At 59.8% G+C, this 19,634-nt stretch carries 23 protein-coding genes; 10 read left to right on the forward strand and 13 right to left on the reverse strand.

Annotation, left to right across the window (positions count from 1 at the left end):
* Positions 1 to 31: 31 nt before the first annotated feature.
* The 7 genes from KO538_RS13535 to rsgA all read left to right on the forward strand — a co-directional run bounded on the left by KO538_RS13535 (position 32) and on the right by rsgA (position 5,456).
* A complete protein-coding gene (locus tag KO538_RS13535; RefSeq protein ID WP_034752720.1) occupies positions 32 to 418 on the forward strand; it encodes a DUF350 domain-containing protein in 387 nt (128 codons plus the stop codon).
* 30 nt (positions 419 to 448) lie between these two features.
* Complete coding sequence (locus KO538_RS13540) at positions 449 to 1,483, forward strand: SPFH domain-containing protein (RefSeq protein WP_219328586.1); 1,035 nt, start codon at positions 449 to 451, stop codon at positions 1,481 to 1,483.
* A gap of 10 nt (positions 1,484 to 1,493) precedes the next feature.
* On the forward strand, positions 1,494 to 2,957 hold the full coding sequence (locus KO538_RS13545) for a DUF4178 domain-containing protein (RefSeq protein WP_219328587.1): 1,464 nt from the start codon (positions 1,494 to 1,496) through the stop codon (positions 2,955 to 2,957).
* Entirely contained in the window at positions 2,954 to 3,124 is a 171-nt protein-coding gene (locus KO538_RS13550; RefSeq protein WP_157814714.1) for a hypothetical protein, read from the forward strand. Before KO538_RS13545 ends, KO538_RS13550 begins: the two co-directional genes overlap by 4 nt.
* A 2-nt stretch (positions 3,125 to 3,126) precedes the next feature.
* Positions 3,127 to 3,498, forward strand: coding sequence for an adenosylmethionine decarboxylase (gene speD, locus KO538_RS13555; protein WP_070303233.1), 372 nt, complete (start codon positions 3,127 to 3,129; stop codon positions 3,496 to 3,498).
* Between the two features lie 64 nt (positions 3,499 to 3,562).
* Positions 3,563 to 4,117, forward strand: coding sequence for a hypothetical protein (locus KO538_RS13560; protein WP_034752711.1), 555 nt, complete (start codon positions 3,563 to 3,565; stop codon positions 4,115 to 4,117).
* A 274-nt stretch (positions 4,118 to 4,391) separates the two neighbouring features.
* Positions 4,392 to 5,456: a ribosome small subunit-dependent GTPase A gene (rsgA, locus tag KO538_RS13565; RefSeq protein ID WP_219328588.1), complete on the forward strand. Its 1,065-nt coding sequence runs from the start codon at positions 4,392 to 4,394 to the stop codon at positions 5,454 to 5,456.
* 69 nt (positions 5,457 to 5,525) lie between these two features.
* Here rsgA and KO538_RS13570 read toward each other — a convergent pair whose 3' ends face one another.
* From KO538_RS13570 to mnmG, 13 genes are all read right to left on the reverse strand, one after another.
* Positions 5,526 to 5,945: a F0F1 ATP synthase subunit epsilon gene (locus KO538_RS13570; RefSeq protein ID WP_034752707.1), complete on the reverse strand. Its 420-nt coding sequence runs from the start codon at positions 5,943 to 5,945 to the stop codon at positions 5,526 to 5,528.
* Positions 5,946 to 6,007: 62 nt separating this feature from the next.
* Positions 6,008 to 7,408, reverse strand: coding sequence for a F0F1 ATP synthase subunit beta (gene atpD / locus KO538_RS13575; RefSeq protein WP_034752705.1), 1,401 nt, complete (start codon positions 7,406 to 7,408; stop codon positions 6,008 to 6,010).
* 29 nt (positions 7,409 to 7,437) lie between these two features.
* Positions 7,438 to 8,313 (reverse strand): F0F1 ATP synthase subunit gamma, encoded by an 876-nt coding sequence (atpG, locus tag KO538_RS13580; RefSeq protein ID WP_072456005.1) that lies wholly within the window; start codon positions 8,311 to 8,313, stop codon positions 7,438 to 7,440.
* 62 nt (positions 8,314 to 8,375) lie between these two features.
* Positions 8,376 to 9,917: a F0F1 ATP synthase subunit alpha gene (gene atpA, locus KO538_RS13585; RefSeq protein WP_034752701.1), complete on the reverse strand. Its 1,542-nt coding sequence runs from the start codon at positions 9,915 to 9,917 to the stop codon at positions 8,376 to 8,378.
* A 78-nt stretch (positions 9,918 to 9,995) separates the two neighbouring features.
* Positions 9,996 to 10,541: a F0F1 ATP synthase subunit delta gene (locus tag KO538_RS13590; RefSeq protein WP_034752699.1), complete on the reverse strand. Its 546-nt coding sequence runs from the start codon at positions 10,539 to 10,541 to the stop codon at positions 9,996 to 9,998.
* 2 nt (positions 10,542 to 10,543) lie between these two features.
* On the reverse strand, positions 10,544 to 11,014 hold the full coding sequence (locus KO538_RS13595) for a F0F1 ATP synthase subunit B (RefSeq protein WP_034752697.1): 471 nt from the start codon (positions 11,012 to 11,014) through the stop codon (positions 10,544 to 10,546).
* Positions 11,015 to 11,057: 43 nt separating this feature from the next.
* Positions 11,058 to 11,336, reverse strand: a complete 279-nt coding sequence (atpE, locus tag KO538_RS13600) for a F0F1 ATP synthase subunit C (RefSeq protein ID WP_034752695.1) — start codon at positions 11,334 to 11,336, stop codon at positions 11,058 to 11,060.
* Positions 11,337 to 11,395: 59 nt separating this feature from the next.
* Entirely contained in the window at positions 11,396 to 12,205 is an 810-nt protein-coding gene (gene atpB / locus KO538_RS13605; RefSeq protein WP_046681851.1) for a F0F1 ATP synthase subunit A, read from the reverse strand.
* A gap of 51 nt (positions 12,206 to 12,256) precedes the next feature.
* The gene (locus KO538_RS13610; RefSeq protein ID WP_034752692.1) at positions 12,257 to 12,625 is read right to left on the reverse strand and encodes an ATP synthase subunit I; all 369 of its coding nucleotides are present in this window, start codon (positions 12,623 to 12,625) and stop codon (positions 12,257 to 12,259) included.
* 270 nt (positions 12,626 to 12,895) lie between these two features.
* Positions 12,896 to 13,783 (reverse strand): ParB/RepB/Spo0J family partition protein, encoded by an 888-nt coding sequence (locus tag KO538_RS13615; protein WP_034752690.1) that lies wholly within the window; start codon positions 13,781 to 13,783, stop codon positions 12,896 to 12,898.
* A gap of 64 nt (positions 13,784 to 13,847) precedes the next feature.
* Positions 13,848 to 14,618 (reverse strand): ParA family protein, encoded by a 771-nt coding sequence (locus KO538_RS13620; protein WP_034752687.1) that lies wholly within the window; start codon positions 14,616 to 14,618, stop codon positions 13,848 to 13,850.
* Positions 14,619 to 14,775: 157 nt separating this feature from the next.
* On the reverse strand, positions 14,776 to 15,420 hold the full coding sequence (gene rsmG, locus KO538_RS13625; protein ID WP_219328589.1) for a 16S rRNA (guanine(527)-N(7))-methyltransferase RsmG: 645 nt from the start codon (positions 15,418 to 15,420) through the stop codon (positions 14,776 to 14,778).
* Positions 15,417 to 17,354 (reverse strand): tRNA uridine-5-carboxymethylaminomethyl(34) synthesis enzyme MnmG, encoded by a 1,938-nt coding sequence (mnmG, locus tag KO538_RS13630; protein WP_219328590.1) that lies wholly within the window; start codon positions 17,352 to 17,354, stop codon positions 15,417 to 15,419. Before mnmG ends, rsmG begins: the two co-directional genes overlap by 4 nt.
* A gap of 328 nt (positions 17,355 to 17,682) precedes the next feature.
* Between mnmG and sugE the strand changes: the two genes are divergently transcribed.
* The 3 genes from sugE to KO538_RS13645 all read left to right on the forward strand — a co-directional run bounded on the left by sugE (position 17,683) and on the right by KO538_RS13645 (position 19,617).
* Positions 17,683 to 18,003, forward strand: coding sequence for a quaternary ammonium compound efflux SMR transporter SugE (gene sugE, locus KO538_RS13635; protein ID WP_219328591.1), 321 nt, complete (start codon positions 17,683 to 17,685; stop codon positions 18,001 to 18,003).
* 11 nt (positions 18,004 to 18,014) lie between these two features.
* Positions 18,015 to 18,374 carry an NADH-quinone oxidoreductase subunit A gene (locus tag KO538_RS13640; protein WP_219328592.1) on the forward strand — a complete coding sequence of 120 codons (360 nt, stop codon included), beginning with the start codon at positions 18,015 to 18,017 and terminating at the stop codon, positions 18,372 to 18,374.
* Positions 18,375 to 18,459: 85 nt separating this feature from the next.
* A complete protein-coding gene (locus tag KO538_RS13645; protein WP_219328593.1) occupies positions 18,460 to 19,617 on the forward strand; it encodes an iron-containing alcohol dehydrogenase in 1,158 nt (385 codons plus the stop codon).
* Positions 19,618 to 19,634: the final 17 nt, after the last annotated feature.

Consider the following 19,634-nt stretch of genomic DNA (forward strand, 5'->3'; position numbering starts at 1 on the left):
ACGTTATCAAATACTCATTGCGAGGAAAGCCGTGCCCGCCATCCTAAACTATCTGATCCATCTTATACTGGCCGCCGCGCTGCTGATTGCCTTTTTTATCATTTACACGCGCGTCACGCCGTATAACGAAGTGCTGCTGATCCGCCAGGGTAACCACGCAGCGGCCCTGTCGCTGGGCGGCGCGCTGCTGGGCTTTTCCGCCACCATCGCCTCGTCGCTGATGCACACGGCCGACTACCAGCAATTCTTCGCCTGGGCCTTCGGCGCCATGGTGGTGCAATTGCTCGCCTATGTGGTGACCACGCGTTTGCTGCGCATGTCGAAGGACCAGATCGAATCGAACAACAGCGCTTTCGGCGGCCTGCTGGGCGCCATTGCCCTGTCGATCGGCGCCATCAACGCCGCCTGCATTTCCTGACCCCGCTTTATCTTTTCAAGGACATTCATCATGAGCCTCGGCAGCTTTATCAAGAAGCAGTTTATCGACGTACTGCAGTGGAACGAAGAGACGGAAGGCGTGCTGGCCTGGCGCTTCCCCATGCAGGATTTCGAGATCCAGAACGGCGCCATCCTGAATGTGCGCGAATCGCAGGTCGCCGTCTTCGTCAATGAAGGCAAGATCGCCGACGTCTTCGGTCCCGGCACGCACAAGCTGACGACACAGACCCTGCCGCTGCTGACCAACCTGAAAAACTGGGACAAGCTGTTCGACTCGCCCTTCAAGTCGGACGTGTATTACTTCAGCACGCGCGTGCAGACGGGCCGCAAGTGGGGCACGCCGCAGCCGATCACCATCCGCGACAAGGATTTCGACATGATCCGCGTGCGCGCCTTCGGCATGTATTCGTACCGCATCGCCGACGCGCGCACCTTCTTCACGGAGATCAGCGGCACGCGCGAAGTCTATACGCGCGACGAGGTGGAAGACCAGTTGCGCGGCATTCTGATGTCGAGCATGGCCAGCTCGCTGGGCGGCGCGAACGTCCCCTTCCTCGACATGGCGGCCAACCAGGCGTTGATGGCGCAGGAAGTCAAGGATGGCCTGGCGCAGGCGTTTGCCCGCTATGGCGTGGGCCTCGATGAATTCAACGTGGCCAGCATCAGCCTGCCCGAGGAATTGCAGGCGGCGCTCGACGAACGCATCTCGGCCGGCATGAAGGGCGGCCTGGGCGCCGACAAGATGAGCGGCTACACGAAATTCCAGGTGGCCAATGCGATCCCGCTGGCGGCGCAGAACGAAGGCGGCATGGCCGGCATCGGCGCGGGACTGGGCGCCGGGCTGTCGATCGGCCAGGTGATGGCGCAAAGCATGGGCGGCGCGCTGCAGCAGCAGGCACCGGCGCCGGCGGCGCCGCCAGCCCCCGCGGAAGAACCGATCGAGGCGCGCCTGGAAAAACTCAAGGGCTTGCTCGACAAGGGTCTCATTTCGCCGGCCGACTACGACGGCGTCAAGGCTGAACTGCTGAAAAAACTGATCGGCTAAGCGCGACTGCATGCAAACTGTTTCCTGTCCCAGCTGCGGCGCGGAAGTCCGCTTCCGCTCGCACGCTTCCGTGCTCGCCGTCTGCGAGTACTGTCACAGCACCATCCTCAAGGACGCCGATTCCGTCAGGGACGTGGGCAAGATGTCGGCCGTCCTGGAAGACTATACGCCGATCCAGATCGGCACGGCCGGCGTGCACGATGGCGTGCACTTCACGGTCGTCGGCCGCATCCAGCAGCGCTACAGCGCCGGCACGTGGAACGAGTGGTATCTGCTGTTCGATGACGCCAGCACGGCGTGGCTGGGCGACTCGTCCGGCCTGTACACCCTGACGCGCGAGCGCAGTACGCAAGATACCTTACCCGTCTTTGGCGAGCTGGCGCCGGGCAAGCGCTACACGATCTGCGGCGAGCCGTACACGGCGGCCGAGATCCGCAACGCCGAATGCATCGCCGGCCAGGGCGAATTGCCGTTCAAGGTGGGCGCAGGCTGGCGCATCCAGGTGGCGGACTTCCGCAACTACGCCAGCTTTGTCACGCTCGACTACACGGATGGCCCGCAACCGGTCGTCTACCAGGGCGTCGCCGTCACCCTGGACAGTTTGAAGTGCCAGTTGCTGCGCGACGACGACGCCATCGCCAAAAGCGCCGGCAAGTACCGCGGCAAGCTCGATGCGCTCGACTGCCCTTCCTGCGGCAACGGCATCCACTATGTGCCCGGCGCGGCGGCGCAACTCGTGTGCCCCGCCTGCCACGCGCAGCTCGACGCCAGCGGTCCGGAAGCGCAGGTGCTGGCCATCGGCAAGCAGGTGCACGACAACGCCGACATCTCCCTGGAACTGGGCGCCAGCGCGAAGATCAGCAATGTGGACTTCACGGTGATTGGCATGATGCGCCGCGACGACGACGAAGGCAGCGAGTGGAACGAATACCTGCTGTACAACGCGCGCGCCGGCTTCTTCTGGCTGGTGGAGACGGACGATGGCTGGTCGCGCTCGAACGTGCTGCCGAACTGGCCCAACTGGGCGTCGCTGGACGCCGATACCTGCACGCTCGATGGCGCCACCTACCGCAAACTGTATGACTACGGCTCGCAGGTCGTGTATGCGGCGGGCGCCTTCAACTGGAAGGTGGCCGTCGGCGACAGCACGCATGTCCATGAATTCGAGCAGGGACAGACCAAACTGGCGGCCGAGATCACCGGCGAGGAAATGACCTGGTCGCGCTCCGTGCCCGTCGCCTATGACCAGATGGCCGCCTGGTTTGGCGCCGCCTTCCATGGCGGCGACCAGGTACGGAATATCCAGCTCAGTCACCGCGGCATCGCCAAGGTCTTCATCGTCATCGTGCTGGTCTTGAACGCGATCCCGATGTTCGTCTCGTTCTCCAGCACCTTGATGTGGAGTTTGCTGGGCTGCCTGGCGCTGTTCCTGCCCGCCGCTTTTCTCGACAAGAATGCAAAGAATCCCCCATGAGTAAATACGTGATCTATGCCCTGATGGTGACCTTCAGTGTCACGGCCGCCAACTGGGTGCGCATGTTCAAGGTGGCCGGCAGCAGCAGCGGCAGCAGCTGGAGTTCGCGCACGGGCAGCGGCGGCGGCAGCTATGGCGGCGGATCCAGCGGCGGGAGCCACAAATAAGCATGGCGTCCACACCGCATCTGCCCCTGGGCACCCATCTGCTGGCCGACCTGTCGGGCATCGCGCAAGAAGCTCTGCGCGACTGCGCCGCGCTCGAGCGCCTGCTATGCGACGCCGCCATCGCGGCCGGCGCGCAAGTGCTGCACGGCCATTTCCACAGCTTTGGCCCGGGCCAGGGCGTCACGGGCGTGCTGCTGCTGGCCGAATCGCACATCTCGCTGCATACCTGGCCCGAGGTCGGCTTTGCCGCCGTCGACATCTTCATGTGCGGCGCGGCCCGGCCGCAGCTGGCGCTCGACATCATCAAGGAGGCGCTGCAGGCCGCGCATTGCCAGCTGCAATCCATACGGCGGGCGCCGCCCGGGCATTCCTAGCGCCGCTGGTGGATCGCGTGGGGATCGCTTACACTGTCGGCTCATTTCCCCAACCGTGACTCCCATGCGCCGTTCCGCCCTCCTTGCCTTGCCCCTGCTGCTGCTGGTTTCCGCCTGCGATGACTACACGGCGCCCAGCCTGTACCAGGCCACCACGCCCGAGTGCAAGACGTGGACGGAGGGCTCGCGTTTCGAGCTGCCGCGCGGTATCAGCATCTACGCCACGCCGCCCGTCACCCTGAAGGAAGGCGGCACGGAGCTGGCGCTGATTTTTACTTTGCCCGTCGGTACGCAAGCCAGTTTTACGCGCCTGTCCTTCCTGCTGGAAGAACCGAAACAGCCGCCCTTCGCGCAAGCCAAGATACTCACCATTTACCAGCGCGGCATGAACCAGAAGGCGGAGATCGTCGACGTCATCGAGCAGCTGCCCATCATGTTTTCCGCCGTCGGCAACAGCAAGGAAACGCAATGGCGCCTGCGGTTGCAACTGCCGCGCCAGCTGCCGCAGCGCTTCGATCTGTCGATGCCCGACATGCTCGTCGGCGGCAAGCGCTATCCGGTGCGCACGTTTACGTACCGCTATTTCCCCGAGCGCCAAGCTTACGGCATGTGCAGCTAAGCCACACCCTCTGTTGACGGCGGCGCAGGCCGCTGGCACACTGGTGTTTTCCATCACACAACAGGAGTAGACAACATGCGCCATTCGGATACTGCCGTGCTGTCGGCTGCCTGATCACCGTTTTTCCCCGCTAAGATTTTTAGCCCGCAATTCCCCATACGCTGATCGCGTAGCCGACTTCCCCTTCTTTCGTGCCAGTCATCGCGACTGGCGGTGCCTGCACGCGCAGGCTACACGTCCGCACGCGGACGACAGAATCTGGAATAACGCTACCATGATCGCATTCGATTTTGCACAACTACGCCTTATCGGGCTGCAGCAGGCCATCGCCAGCGCAGCCACCCAGCTCGACATCTCTTCCCCCGCCGTGCAGCTGATGCGCGTTTGCGCCGTGCACCGCGACAGCATCGGCGTGCACGACGGCCTCCTGGAACAGCCAGCGCAGATCCTGCCGTGCCTGCTGCACGAACTGCAGGCACAGGACACCATCCTCACGGTGGGCGACTGGGTCGCCGCCGAAGCCGATGGTCACGGCACGCTGTGGATAACGGCGCACTTATCCCCAGCCACGCAGATCGCGCGGCGCGGCAATGACGGCCGGCGCCAACTGCTTGCCAGCAATGTCGATACGGCCCTGCTGGTGATGGGACTGGACGAGGATTTCAATCCGCGCCGCCTCGAGCGTTATCTGTCCATCGTGCTGGCAGCGCAAGTGGCGCCCGTGGTGGTGCTGAGCAAGGCCGACGTGGCCGACGACGTGCCGGGCAAGCTGGCGCAGCTCAGACAGCGCCTGCCGCCCCACGTACCGCTGTTTGCCATCGATACGCGCCATGCGTATGACGTGGCCATCCTGGAACCCTGGTTGGGTGCAGGCCAGACCCTGGTGCTGCTCGGTTCATCGGGTGCCGGCAAGTCCAGCCTGACCAATACCTTGTGCGCGGTGGAGCAGGCAACCAACGGCGTGCGCCATGGCGACGGGCGCGGCCGCCACACGACGACGGCCCGCTCGCTGCACCTGTGTGCCAGCGGGGCCTGCATCATCGACACGCCGGGGCTGCGCAGCTGGCGCGCCGATGCCGATGTGGAAACCTTGGCCGCTACCTTTGACGACATCGCGGCGCTGGCGGCGAAGTGCCAGTTCCGCGATTGCCGGCATGCCAGCGAACCCGGTTGCGCCGTGCGTGGCGCCGTCGATGGGGACCGCCTGCGCAATTATCACAAGCTGCTGCGCGACGCGCGACGCAGCGAGGAAACGCCGCTCGAGCGCATCGCCGCGCGCGCCAAGTGGAAGACGGTATTGAAGGCGGGGCTGGAAAGGGGCAAGGACAAGCGCCGCTAATTTTTACTGAAATTCGTTTGCTGAAAAAAAAGGCAGCCCGAAGGCTGCCTTTCTTGCGCTGCGCAGTGATTACATCTTGCGCAGCTTCTGGATCGCTGCCAGCTGCGCAATTGCGCTGGCCAGCTCGGCTTGCGCTTGCGCGTAGTCGATGCCCGAATCCTTGTTGTGGATATTTTCTTCCGCCAACTTCTTCGCTTCCAGCGCTTTCGCTTCGTCGAGGTCGTGACCGCGGATCGCGGTATCGGCCAGGACGGTCACGGTATCCGGTTGCACTTCCAGCAGGCCGCCGGCAACGAAGACGAACTCTTCTTCAGCCTGGCCGACTACCTTGATGCGGACCGCGCCCGGACGGATGCGGGTAATCAAAGGCGTGTGGCGTGGGTAGATACCCAGCTCGCCCTGTTCACCCGGCAACGCGACGAATTCTGCTTCGCCTGAAAAAATCAGTTCTTCAGCGGAAACCACGTCAACGTGAATTGTGTGTGCCATGTGTGTCCTATCGGGTTGAAGAACCCCGCCTTCTGAGGGGCGGGGTTAGGCCCAGACTTAACTTAGTTAAGTTTCTTGGCTTTTTCGATTGCTTCTTCGATCGTGCCGACCATGTAGAACGCTTGTTCCGGCAGGTGATCGAGTTCGCCCGAAGCGATCATTTTGAAGCCCTTGATCGTGTCTTTGAGCGAAACGTATTTACCAGGCGCGCCGGTAAAGACTTCAGCGACGTGGAAAGGCTGCGACAGGAAACGCTGCATCTTACGTGCGCGGGCGACCAGCAGTTTGTCTTCCGGTGCCAGCTCGTCCATACCCAGAATCGCGATAATGTCGCGCAATTCCTTGTAGCGTTGCAGGGTCGTTTGCACGGCACGCGCGGTGTCATAGTGCTCTTGACCAACGATCAACGGATCCAGCTGACGCGAGGTCGAATCCAGTGGGTCCACGGCTGGGTAGATACCCAGGGAAGCGATGTCACGCGACAGCGCAACGGTCGAATCCAAGTGAGCAAACGTGGTAGCAGGCGACGGATCGGTGTAATCATCGGCTGGAACGTAGACAGCCTGGATCGAGGTGATCGAACCGGTCTTGGTCGACGTAATACGCTCTTGCAGACGGCCCATTTCTTCAGCCAGGGTCGGTTGGTAACCCACAGCCGACGGCATACGGCCCAGCAGTGCCGAGACTTCGGTACCAGCCAGCGTAAAGCGGTAGATGTTGTCGACGAAGAACAGAACGTCCTTGCCTTCATCACGGAACGATTCAGCGATCGTCAGGCCGGTCAGCGCGACGCGCAGACGGTTACCTGGCGGTTCATTCATCTGACCGTAGACCATCGCGACTTTGGAGTTCTCCGGGTTTTCCAGATCGACCACTTTCGCGTCAGCCATCTCGTGGTAGAAGTCGTTACCTTCACGAGTACGCTCACCAACACCGGCGAACACGGACACGCCGCTGTGCGCTTTGGCGATGTTGTTAATCAGTTCCATCATGTTCACGGTCTTGCCTACGCCAGCGCCGCCGAACAGACCAACTTTACCGCCTTTTGCAAACGGGCAAACCAGGTCGATCACCTTGATGCCGGTTTCCAGCAGTTCTTGCGATGGCGACAGTTCGTCGTATGCGGGAGCGGTGCGGTGGATCGACGCGATCTGCTCGTGCGACACGGGGCCGCATTCGTCGATCGGGTTGCCCAGCACGTCCATGATGCGACCCAGGGTTGCTTTACCGACTGGCACCATGATAGGTTTGCCGGTGTTCTGGATCATCATGCCGCGACGCAGGCCATCGGACGAGCCGAGTGCAATGGTACGGACAATGCCGTCGCCCAACTGCTGTTGTACTTCCAGGGTCAGTTCCGAGCCTGCCATCTTCAAGGCATCAAATACCTTAGGCATCGCGTTGCGGGGAAACTCAACGTCCACCACAGCGCCGATACACTGAACGATTTTGCCATCAGCCATGTTCGTTCCTTCAATATAGTTAAATTCGTTTAAACCGCAGCCGCACCGGCGACGATTTCGGAGAGTTCTTTGGTAATCGCAGCTTGGCGGGTCTTGTTGTAGATCAGCTTCAATTCGCCGATCACACTACCCGCGTTGTCGCTTGCAGCTTTCATCGCGACCATCCGTGCCGATTGCTCGGACGCCAGATTCTCCGCGACTGCCTGGTACACCAGCGCTTCTACATAGCGCTCCAGCAATTCGTCGATGATGCTTTGTGCATCCGGCTCGTAGATGTAATCCCACGAGTGTGCGCTCTTGTCGGCGACCATCTTGTCGGCCGTCAGGGGCAGCAATTGCTCCACGACTGGTTCCTGTTTCATCGTGTTGATGAATTTGGTGTAGCACAGGTACACTGCATCGATCTTGCCTGCCTGGAACTCTTCGAGCATGACCTTGACGGGTCCGATCAGTTTGTCCAGGTGGGGCGTATCACCGGTCTGAATGGCAGAGGCGACGATCTTGACGCCGATGCGATTCAAAAAACCCAAACCCTTGTTACCGATGGCAACTGCTTCAACCCGGTTGCCAGCTGCTTCCAGCTCGCGCGACTTCGACGTCACCTGGCGCAGGATGTTGGTGTTCATGCCGCCGCACAGACCTTTGTCGGTCGTGACAACGATGAAACCCACTGCCTTCGCTTGCGTACCCTGGGCAGCTGCCAGGAACGGGTGCGTGTATTCCGGATTGGCGGTCGCCAGATTGGCGGCGATATTCCGAATCTTGTCACTGTAGGGACGAGCGGCCCGCATCCGGTCTTGCGCCTTGCGCATTTTGGACGCGGCGACCATTTCCATCGCCTTGGTGATCTTCTTCGTATTCTCTACGCTCTTGATCTTGCCTCGTATCTCTTTGCTTGATGCCATGAGTCCTTACTCCTTCTGCGCGTAGGGCGGCGCCTCACTCGAGGTGGGCGCCGCCTGGCCGCTTAATATGCGCCGGATTTCTTGAAATCAGCAATGGCCGCCGACAGAGTTGCTTCGCTGTCTTTGTCGAGTTGCTTGGTTTCTTCGATCTTGGCCAGCAGAGCAGCTTGCTTGGTCTTCATGTAAGCGTGGACACCAGCTTCGAACGACAGCACTTGCTTGACTGGCACGTCGTCCATGAAGCCTTTGTTCACCGAGAACAGCGATACGGCCATCAGCGAGATCGACAGTGGCGAGTATTGGGCTTGCTTGAGCAATTCCGTTACGCGGGCACCACGGTCCAGCTGCTTGCGGGTCGATTCATCGAGGTCCGAAGCGAACTGCGCAAACGCGGCCAGTTCACGGTACTGCGCCAAGTCGGTACGGATACCGCCGGACAGGTTTTTGATGACCTTGGTCTGGGCGGCGCCACCGACGCGCGATACGGAAATACCGGCGTTAATTGCAGGACGGATACCGGCGTTGAACAGCGAGGTTTCCAGGAAGATCTGACCGTCGGTAATCGAAATCACGTTGGTTGGAACGAATGCGGACACGTCGCCAGCTTGCGTTTCAATGATCGGCAGTGCCGTCAGGGAACCGGTCTTGCCTTTGACGGCGCCGTCGGTGAACTTCTCGACGTAGTCGGCGTTCACGCGTGCTGCGCGTTCCAGCAGGCGGCTGTGCAGGTAGAACACGTCGCCTGGGTACGCTTCGCGACCTGGTGGACGGCGCAGCAGCAGCGAGATTTGACGGTATGCAACAGCTTGTTTGGACAGATCATCGTAGACGATCAGTGCATCTTCACCGCGGTCACGGAAGTATTCGCCCATGGCGCAACCGGAGTACGGCGAGATGTATTGCATGGCGGCCGATTCCGAAGCGGAAGCGGCGACAACGATGGTGTATTCCATCGCGCCGTGCTGTTCCAGCGAGCGCACGATGTTCTTGATCGACGAGGCTTTTTGGCCAATCGCGACGTAGATACATTTCATGCCCTGGCCTTTTTGATTGATGATCGCATCAATCGCCACAGCCGACTTGCCGGTTTGACGGTCGCCGATGATCAGTTCGCGCTGGCCGCGGCCAACTGGAACCATCGCATCGATCGACTTCAGGCCGGTTTGCATCGGTTGCGAAACGGATTCACGGGCGATCACGCCCGGTGCGATTTTTTCAATCGCGGCCGTCAATTTGGTTTCGATGGCGCCTTTGCCGTCGATCGGCTGACCCAGCGCGTTGACAACGCGGCCGAGCAGCTCAGGACCGACTGGCACTTCCAGAATGCGGCCGGTGCATTTCACCGTGTCGCCTTCGGAGATGTGCTCGTAGGCACCCAGAATCACGGAACCGACGGAGTCGCGTTCCAGATTCATTGCCAGGCCAAACGTGTTGCCTGGGAATTCCAGCATCTCGCCTTGCATCACGTCCGACAAACCGTGGATGCGGCAGATACCGTCGGCGACGGAAATAACCGTGCCTTGATTACGCACTTCAGCGCCGCCGTCAAGACCTTGGATCCGGCTCTTGATCAACTCGCTGATTTCAGATGGGTTGAGTTGCATACTAACTCCTAAAAGTGTTTCTCTCAGCTTGCGCGAGGGGTAAGGGTCTGTCTAAGCTGGCCTGCCGAAGCGCGTGTCTTACGACACCAGTGCAGCGTGCAGTTGCTGCAACTTGGCGCGCACCGAGGTATCGAGCACCTGGTCGCCAACGACCACGCGCACGCCGCCGAGCAGCGATGGATCCACTGTGACGGCAGGGTTGAGCTTACGACTGAATTTCTTTTCCAGCGTTGCGACCAGCTCGGCCGTTTGGCCTTCGCTCAGATCGAAAGCGCTCGTGATCTCGGCGTCAGCCGCACCTTCCAGGCCATTTTTCAAGGCATGGAATTGCGCGCCGATTTCCGGCAGCAGGCTGATGCGGCCATTTTCGATCAACATCGTGACGAAGTTTTTCACTTCCTCATTGAGCGGCGATTTCAACAACGACAGGATGGTGGCGGCGACGTCGCTTTCCGAAACTTTCGGATTGCGCGCGTACGCCTGTACCTCGGGGTGGCTACCGATCTGTGCCAGTTCGGACACCAGCTCGGACCACGCCGCGAGGTTGCTTGACTCCTTACCAGCTTGGGCTACGCGGAACAAAGCTTCCGCGTAGGGACGGGCGACGGTTGCGAGTTCTGCCATGATTACAGCTCGACAGCAAGACGCTGCAACATTTCGGCGTGAGCCGTAGCGTTAACTTCACGCTTCAAGATCTGCTCGGCACCCTTGACAGCCAGGTCAGCCACCTGAGCGCGCAATTGTTCGCGTGCTTTCGACAGTTGCTGTTCGGCGTCCGACTGGGCTTGCGCAATGATACGCGCAGCTTCAGCTTGTGCATTTTGCTTGATCTCTTCAGCAACCAGCTGCGCGCGCTTTTCAGCGTCCGCAACGCGTTGCGACGCTTCTTCACGTGCACTGTTCAATGCCTCTTGCGCACGCTTTTCAGCGACTGCCATCGAAGCTTGACCTTGATCGGCCGCAGCCAATCCATCCGCGATTCGTTTGGCACGCTCATCCAGCGCATTGTTCAGCGCTGGAAATACGAACTTCATCGAGAACCAGACCAACACCGCGAAGGTGATCATCTGGCCGATGAGCGACATATTGATGTCCATACCTTTGCTCCTAACTAAAAGTTTCTCCTAGGGTTGGAGCGAATTACTGAGCAACAGCCGTCAGAGCGGACAGGAACGGGTTAGCGAACGTGTACAGCAGAGCAACACCAACGCCGATCATCGAAATAGCATCCAGCAGACCAGCGATAACGAACAGTTTGGTTTGCAGTTGTGGCATCAGTTCTGGTTGACGTGCCGAAGCTTCCAGGAATTTGCCACCCAAGATAGCGAAGCCCAGAGCGGTGCCGATTGCGGCCAGGCCGATGATGATTGCTGCTGCCAGAACGGTCATGCTTTGTACTTGTGCGATCAGAGCTTGCATAAAATTCTCCTAAATTTAAAAACGAAAGATACTAAAAAAACAAAATATAAAGTTAATGATTAATGTTTCTCAACCGCAAGGCTCAGATACACAACCGTCAACGCCATAAACACAAAAGCTTGCAAAGTTACAATCAAGATATGGAAAATTGCCCATGGACCACCCAACGCCCACTGTGCCCACCAAGGCAACAACGCGATCAAGATGAAAATCAGTTCGCCGGCATACATATTGCCGAACAGTCGCAGCGACAGGGAGATCAGTTTTGCAACCAGCTCAACCATTTGCAGCAAGAAATTGACAGGTGCCAGGGCGATCGTGCCGATCAGGCCGCTCGCATGGAACGGTGCCGTGAACAGTTCCTTGATCCAGCCGCCCAGGCCCTTGGCCTTGATCGAGAAGGCGATCACGCACAGCACGACCGACAGCGACATGGCGAAGGTGTGGTTGACGTCGGCAGTCGGCACGGCGCGCAGTTTATGCACGCCAAACCAGCTCAGAATCTTCGGCAACAGGTCAACCGGCAGGAAGTCCATCGCGTTCAGCAACCAGACCCACACAAAAATTGTGATGGCCAGCGGCGCGATGACCTTGCTTTTCGCGTGGAAGGCCCCATTAATAGTGTCATTGACGATTTCCATGACCATTTCGACGAAGTTTTGCAACTTGCCGGGGACACCAGCCGTCGCGCGGCGCGACGCCATATAGAAAACAGCCAGGAAAACAAAGCCCAGAATGGCCGAAATCCAGAACGTATCCAGATTGATCATGCCGTCGGCACTTCTCAGGTGGGCCAGATGGTGACTGATGTATTCTGTGGCGTTGGCCGGGGCAGCATGGCCCGCTTCAATAGCGTGTTCTGTGGTCATAATGAATTTAGATTTGTCGTTTCAGAGCTCAACAGGCCCCAAAACCAATGATTAAACAGCGAGCAATGAAAACCAGTATGCTAAGGTTGCCACCGCGAAACCCAAGATCAGCCATAACCAGGCGGCCGACTGAAACAACACCAGTGCCAATATAAACAGCACCGCTGTGATAAATATTTTCACCACTTCTGCGCGCAAATGCGCCCGGAATGCCTTATTGGCGTCGCTAGAACCGCGAACCACCAACAGGGCATACACCAGGCTACCGATGACTGCGATAGCGCCGCCGTATGCGGCGGACCAGCCTCTGACACTGCCACCGAAAAACAGGGTGACCGTGGCAAAACTGATAGCGATTGCTAGCTGCAAGGCAACTACTTTGTAGACTGGCTTGGCAATACTTTGTTGTGAATCACTCAATTGCCAAGTTCCCAGAAAAATCTACACACGCAAAGACACGGGATTATAGTTGGCTTTGATCTATAGAGTCAAACGTTGCTGCACCGCAGCAGGGCAATTGCTGCGTGAAACTGACGCTTTACCGACTATTCGCCGCCATTTGCACCACTATATGGCAAAGCCGCTTGTCTGGCCGCTCCCAGCCGTGTTATCAAGGAATCACGTGGTGCATCCGGAAAGCATGGCCCGATTGTCCACACCCGCATGGCCCCTGTCTTTGCAGCTTGCTATTTAACCACGCAAGCGGGTCAACAAACCATCCAGTACGTCAAGATCGGCAAAATCAATCACCAATTGGCCACGGCCCTTGTTGCCCATCTTGAACACCACGGGCGTGGCCAGCGCATCGGACAGCTCTTCTTCCAGGCGCGCGATGTCGCCCGACTTTTCCTTTTGCCGCGGCTCGACCGGGTTGGCCGCTTCCTCGACTGTGCGGGTAACGAGCTTTTCCGTTTCGCGCACGGACAGGCGCTTGGCCACAACCTGATTGGCCAGGGTGATCTGGCTGGCCGCATCGACGGCCAGCAGCGCGCGCGCATGGCCCATGTCGATATCGCCGGCCATCAGCATGGTTTGCACGGGAGCGGCCAAGTTCATCAAACGCAACAGGTTCGACACGGCGCTGCGCGAGCGTCCCAGCGCAGTGGCCGCTTGCTCATGCGTAAAACTGAAGTCGGCGATCAGGCGGTGAATGCCCTGCGCTTCTTCCAATGGATTGAGGTCTTCGCGCTGGATATTCTCGATCAGCGCCATGGCCGCGGCGGCCAGGTCGTCCACATCGCGCACCAGCACCGGCACTTCCGTCAGGCCGGCCAGTTGCGAGGCGCGGAAACGGCGTTCGCCGGCGATGATTTCATATTTGACAAGTCCGCTCAAGGTGTCTTGCCCGATCGGGCGCACCAGGATCGGCTGCATCAGCCCTTGCGCCTTGATCGAGGCGGCCAGTTCGTTCAAGGCCCCCTCGTCCATGCGCGTGCGCGGCTGGTATTTGCCCGCTTGCATTTGCGACACGGGCAAGTTCGATGGTTGATTTGTGTCCGGACTGGCGAAGTCGCCGCCACCGCCGCCCAACAGGGCGTCGAGTCCGCGACCCAGTCCTTTTAATTTTTTCGTAGCCATGCTGTCCTAATCGTGTTTTCAGAGTAAGCGCTCACACCATATTGTGCAGACGCTCGCCCCTTGTTTACATATGTTTGATGCGTTCGACCATCTCGGCGCCGAAAGCGATATACGCCTGGGCACCTTTCGAGCTCGGGTCGAAGGTCACGCCGGGCAAACCGTACGACGGCGCTTCGGCCAGGCGCACGTTGCGCGGGATGATGGTATTGAACACCTTGTCGCCGAAGTGCTGTTCCAGCTGGGCTGACACCTGTTGTGATAATGTCATGCGTGGATCGAACATCACGCGCAGCAGGCCGATGATCTTCAGATCCGGGTTCAGGTTCGCATGCACCTTCTTGATGGTGTTGACCAGATCGGACAAGCCTTCCAGCGCGTAGTACTCGCACTGCATCGGGATGATCACGCCATGCGCGGCGCACAGGCCGTTCAGGGTCAGCATCGATAATGCCGGCGGGCAATCCACTAATATGAAATCGTATTCGCCGTCCACTTCGGCCAGCGCATCCTTGAGGCGGCGTTCGCGGTTGTCGAGCTCGACCATCTCCACTTCCGCGCCGGCCAGTTCGCGGTTCGACGGCAAGACATCGAAGCGCCCCGCTTCCGAACGCTGGCGTGCCGTCTTGACATCGGACTCGCCCAGCATGACTTCATAGGTCGATGCCTTCAGGCCGGCCTTGTTGATACCGGCACCCATGGTCGCATTGCCCTGCGGGTCGAGGTCGACCAGCAGCACGCGCTGATTCAACTTGGCCAGACCGGCGGAGAGGTTGACGCTTGTTGTGGTTTTACCAACACCACCCTTTTGATTTGCTACACAAAAAATTTTGGCCATGTATCTTCTAGTTGTAAAGAGATGCAAACTTCATCATGCGCCCCGGCATTTGGCCGAAACGATTTATACTGTTTATTTCATTTATACGATATAAATCGTTTATACGGTTTATATAATTTATACCGTATAAACTGTTTATATCATTTATTTTCGACTTTTAAATTCTTGCTATAAAGACCAGATGGCGCTCTGCATTTAGCCCTGGTACCTGGATTGCGCGTAATTCCGTCACTTTCCAGTCTGCCGGCAATCGCTCTCTCTCGTCTGGCGGTGCCACCCCTTTCAAGGCGATGTATTGCCCGCCCTCGGCCAGTACGTGGTTCGACCAGTTGACGAAGTCGGACAGGTCGGCAAAGGCGCGCGAGGTGATCACGTCGAATTTCTGCTGCACTTCCAGCTGTTCCACCCGTTTCGTGTACACGGTGACGTTGCTCAAGCCCAGTTCGGCCTTCACTTGCGTCAAAAAAGCCGTCTTCTTGTGCACGGTGTCGATCATCGACACCTTGATATCGGGCCGCGCGATGGCCAAGACCATGCCCGGCAAGCCGCCACCGGCGCCCACGTCGAGCACATTCTTTGCGTCAGCGAACGCCGGCACGGCGGCCAGCGAATCGAGCACATGCAGGGTCAGCATCTGCATAGGATCGCGCACCGACGTCAGGTTGTAAACGCTATTCCATTTGGCCAGCAAGGCCAGGTAATCGAGCAGTTTTTCCGTCTGATCCGCGCTCAGGTCCAGCCCCAGCGCGGCGATGCCTTCATTCAAAATAGGGGCCAATGCGGCCCGGTCAAACTGCTTCATTCAACAACCTCGTCCTTTAAAGTGGTGGTCTGCGCGGCGCCAAAGCCGCGCTTTTTCAGGTGCACCAGCAGCAGCGAAATGGCCGCCGGCGTCACGCCTGAAATGCGCGATGCCTGGCCCAGGGTTTCCGGGCGCTGCTTGTCGAGTTTTTGCCGCACTTCGACCGACAGTGCGCCGATATCCAGGTAATTGAAACCTTCCGGCAAGGCCAGGTTTTCATAGTGTTCGTGGCGCTCGATTTCCTTGCTCTGGCGCTCGATGTAGCCCGCATATTTGAGCTGGATTTCCACCTGTTCGCGCACGGCGGGATCCATCACGCCGGGGCCGGCCAGGGCTTGGCCTTCCATGCCCGTCATGCTCATCAGGGTGTCGTAGGCGACGTTCGGGCGGCACAGCAGGTCCGCCAGCGAGTACTCGCGCTCGATGGCCTGGCCGACGATGCGTTCCGATTCGGCGGCCGCCAGGATGCGCGGATTGACCCACGTGGAACGCAGGCGCTGCAGTTCCAGCGCCACCGCTTCGCGCTTGGTCTCGAACGCTTGCCATTGGGCGTCGCCGACGCAGCCCAAAGCGCGGCCGATTTCCGTCAACCGCATGTCGGCATTGTCTTCGCGCAGGCTCAAACGGTACTCGGCACGGCTGGTGAACATGCGGTACGGTTCCTGCACGCCCTGGGTGATCAGATCGTCGACCAGTACGCCCAGATAGGCCTCGGAGCGGCCCGGTACCCAGGCTTCCTTGTCCTGCGTCAGCAAGGCCGCATTCAGGCCCGCCAGCATGCCTTGCGCGGCCGCTTCTTCGTAGCCGGTGGTGCCATTGATCTGGCCGGCGAAGAACAGGCCGGCGACGGCCTTCGTTTCCAGCGACGCCTTCAAGCCGCGCGGATCGAAATAATCGTACTCGATGGCGTAACCAGGGCGCAGGATGTGGGCGTTTTCCATGCCCTTCATCGACTGCACCAGGGCGATCTGCACGTCGAACGGCAGGCTCGTGGAAATGCCGTTCGGATAGAACTCATGCGTCGTCAAGCCTTCCGGCTCGAGGAAGATCTGGTGCGATTCCTTGCCCGAGAAACGGTGGATCTTGTCTTCGATCGACGGGCAATAACGGGGGCCCACGCCTTCGATCACGCCCGTGTACATGGGGCTGCGGTCCAGGCCGGCGCGGATGATGTCATGCGTCTGGCTATTCGTGTGCGTAACCCAGCACGGCACCTGGCGCGGGTGCATGGCCGTGTTGCCCATCACGGAGAACACGGGCACGGGATCGAGGTCGCCCGCCTGTTCCTGCATGACGGAAAAGTCGATCGTGCGGCCATCGATGCGCGGCGGCGTGCCCGTTTTCAAACGGCCCTGCGGCAGTTTCAGCTCTTTCAAGCGGGCCGACAACGAGATGGCGGGCGGGTCACCAGCGCGGCCAGCCGAATAATTATTCAAGCCCACGTGGATCTTGCCGTCGAGGAAAGTACCGGCCGTCAGCACGACGGCGCGCGCAAGAAACTTCAGGCCGATCTGCGTCACGGCGCCGACGACCCGGTCGCCTTCGACGATCAGGTCATCGACCGCTTGCTGGAACAGCCACAGATTCGGCTGGTTTTCCAGGCGCGTGCGGATGGCGGCCTTGTACAAAATACGGTCGGCCTGGGCGCGCGTGGCGCGAACTGCCGGGCCTTTCGAGGAATTCAGGATGCGGAACTGGATGCCGGATTCGTCGGTGGCAATCGCCATCGCGCCGCCCATGGCATCGACTTCCTTGACCAGATGGCCCTTGCCGATGCCACCGATGGAGGGGTTGCACGACATCTGGCCCAGTGTCTCAATATTATGCGTGAGCAATAGCGTCTTCTGCCCCATGCGGGCGGAAGCGAGGGCCGCCTCGGTACCGGCGTGACCACCGCCGACAACGATGACGTCGAATTCTGTAGGAAATAACATGATAAATAGGTAACAGTGCAAGTAAAAATGCGGGAAGAGAGCTCCGATTATAGAGTCTTTTTGCAAGCGCAACCTTGCACGGGCCAATTTTTGCTTAATTTTTACTCAGCACGGGCAAGTTAACGGTGATTTTTGTTTCACGTGGAACACGCAGCGGTGCCAGGACAGGGCCCGCGCTGGGGCTGCAGCGTCCGGCAATGTTTGCTACAATTGCCGCATCGTTCGCATCCGTGGCCACGCTTGTGGCCATCGTGACGATCATCCAGGAGGACGGCCTCCCCCATCATGGGAACACACCGGGACGGCCCGCTCTGTATAAGGAGCCGCCATGGCCTGGATACTATTACTCATTGCCGGCATGTTTGAAGTCGTGTGGGCATATTCGATGAAACTCTCCGAGGGTTTCACCAAACTCGCTCCCTCCGTCCTTACCATCGTCATGATGATCGCCAGCTTCGGCTTGCTGTCGCTGGCCATGCGCACCCTGCCCCTGGGCACGGCCTATACGATCTGGACGGGCATCGGCGCCGTCGGCGCCTTTATCGTCGGCATCGTTTTTCTGGGCGAGCAAGTCAACACCATGCGCGTGTGCGCCGCCGTGCTCATCGTGTGCGGCATCGTGCTGATGAAACTGTCATCGAGCCACTGAGAGGAATCCCCATGCTCCTCGAAAACTATTTTCCCGTCCTCCTGTTCATTCTGATCGGCATCCTCGTCGGCATCGTGCCCATGCTGCTGGGCCGCGCGCTCGGTCCGCACAAACCGGATGCACAAAAACTGTCGCCGTACGAATGCGGCTTCGAGGCATTCGGCGACGCCCGCATGAAGTTCGACGTCCGCTTCTATCTGGTCGCCATCCTGTTCATCCTGTTCGATATCGAGGTGATCTTCTTGATGCCGTGGGCGGCCAATGTCAACGAACTGGGCCTGGTCGGTTTCTGGGCCGTCATGGGTTTTCTCTCCGTGCTGACCATCGGACTAGTCTATGAGTGGAAGAAAGGCGCGCTGGACTGGGAGTAAGCGACGAATCTGGTTCCACGTGAAACAGGCGCGGGGCTGGAAAGCGGAGTAAGCTTGGCTTCTGTCCTCACTGTCAGGAGTCTGCATGTCCGCCTTCCAGTTTCGCACCGTGCCCCATCTGATCGTTGAACCGGGCGCCGCCGCCCAGCTGGGCACGCACATCGCCCATCACTTCCCCAGCGTGCGCCGCGCCCTGCTCGTCACCGATGCGGGCTTCCTGCGCACGGGTCTGGCCGATGCTCCCTTGCATAGCTTGCAGTCGGCCGGCATCGAAGTCCACGTCTTTTCCGACGTGCAAGCCGATCCGCCCGAAGCCGTCGTACTGGCCGGTGTGGCCCAGGCGCAGATGTTTCACGTGGAACTGATTATCGGCCTCGGTGGCGGCAGCTCGCTGGACGTGGCCAAGCTGATCGCCGTACTGGCGCCAGGCCACCAGGAACTGGCGCAACTGTATGGCATCGGCAATGTTCACGGCCCGCGCCTGCCCCTCGTGCAATTGCCGACCACGGCCGGCACGGGCTCGGAAGTGACGCATATCGCCATCGTCACCACGGGCGCCACCAGCAAGATGGGCGTGGTCGCGCCGCAACTGTATGCGGACCTGGCCATCCTCGACGCCAGCCTGACCCTGGGTTTGCCGCCCGCCGTGACGGCCGCCACCGGCATCGACGCCATGGTGCATGCGATCGAAGCGTACACCAGCCGCCTGCTGAAAAATCCCTTGTCCGACATGCTGGCCACGCAAGCGCTGTCGCTACTCTCCAATAACCTGGTCACCGCCTGCCGCGATGGCGCCAACGTGCCGGCGCGCCAAGCCATGCTGCTGGGCGCCATGCTGGCCGGCCAGGCGTTTGCCAACGCGCCCGTCGCCGCCGTGCATGCGCTCGCCTATCCCATCGGGGGACTGTTCCACGTGCCACATGGCCTGTCGAATGCGCTGGTGCTGCCGCACGTGCTGCGTTTTAACTTGCCCCATGCCGCCCCGCTGTATGCGCAACTGGCGGCCATCCTGCAGCCCGGCATCGTGGGCAGCGAGGAGGCAAGGGCCGTGGCCCTGATCGAGGCCATGCAGAACATTGCCGTGGCCACCGGCATAGCGCGCACACTGCGCGAAGTGGGCATCGCAGCCGGCGACCTGGACCGCCTGGCCGATGAAGCCATGCTGCAGACGCGCTTGCTAGGCAACAATCCCCGGCCCGTCACGCGCAGCGACGCGCGCGCCATCTATGCGGCCGCACTGTGAGCCAGCAGACGGAGTCC

The sequence above is a fragment of the Janthinobacterium sp. NKUCC08_JDC genome (assembly GCF_019345575.1).
In the GTDB taxonomy this organism is placed as follows: Bacteria; Pseudomonadota; Gammaproteobacteria; order Burkholderiales; family Burkholderiaceae_D; genus Janthinobacterium; species Janthinobacterium aestuarii.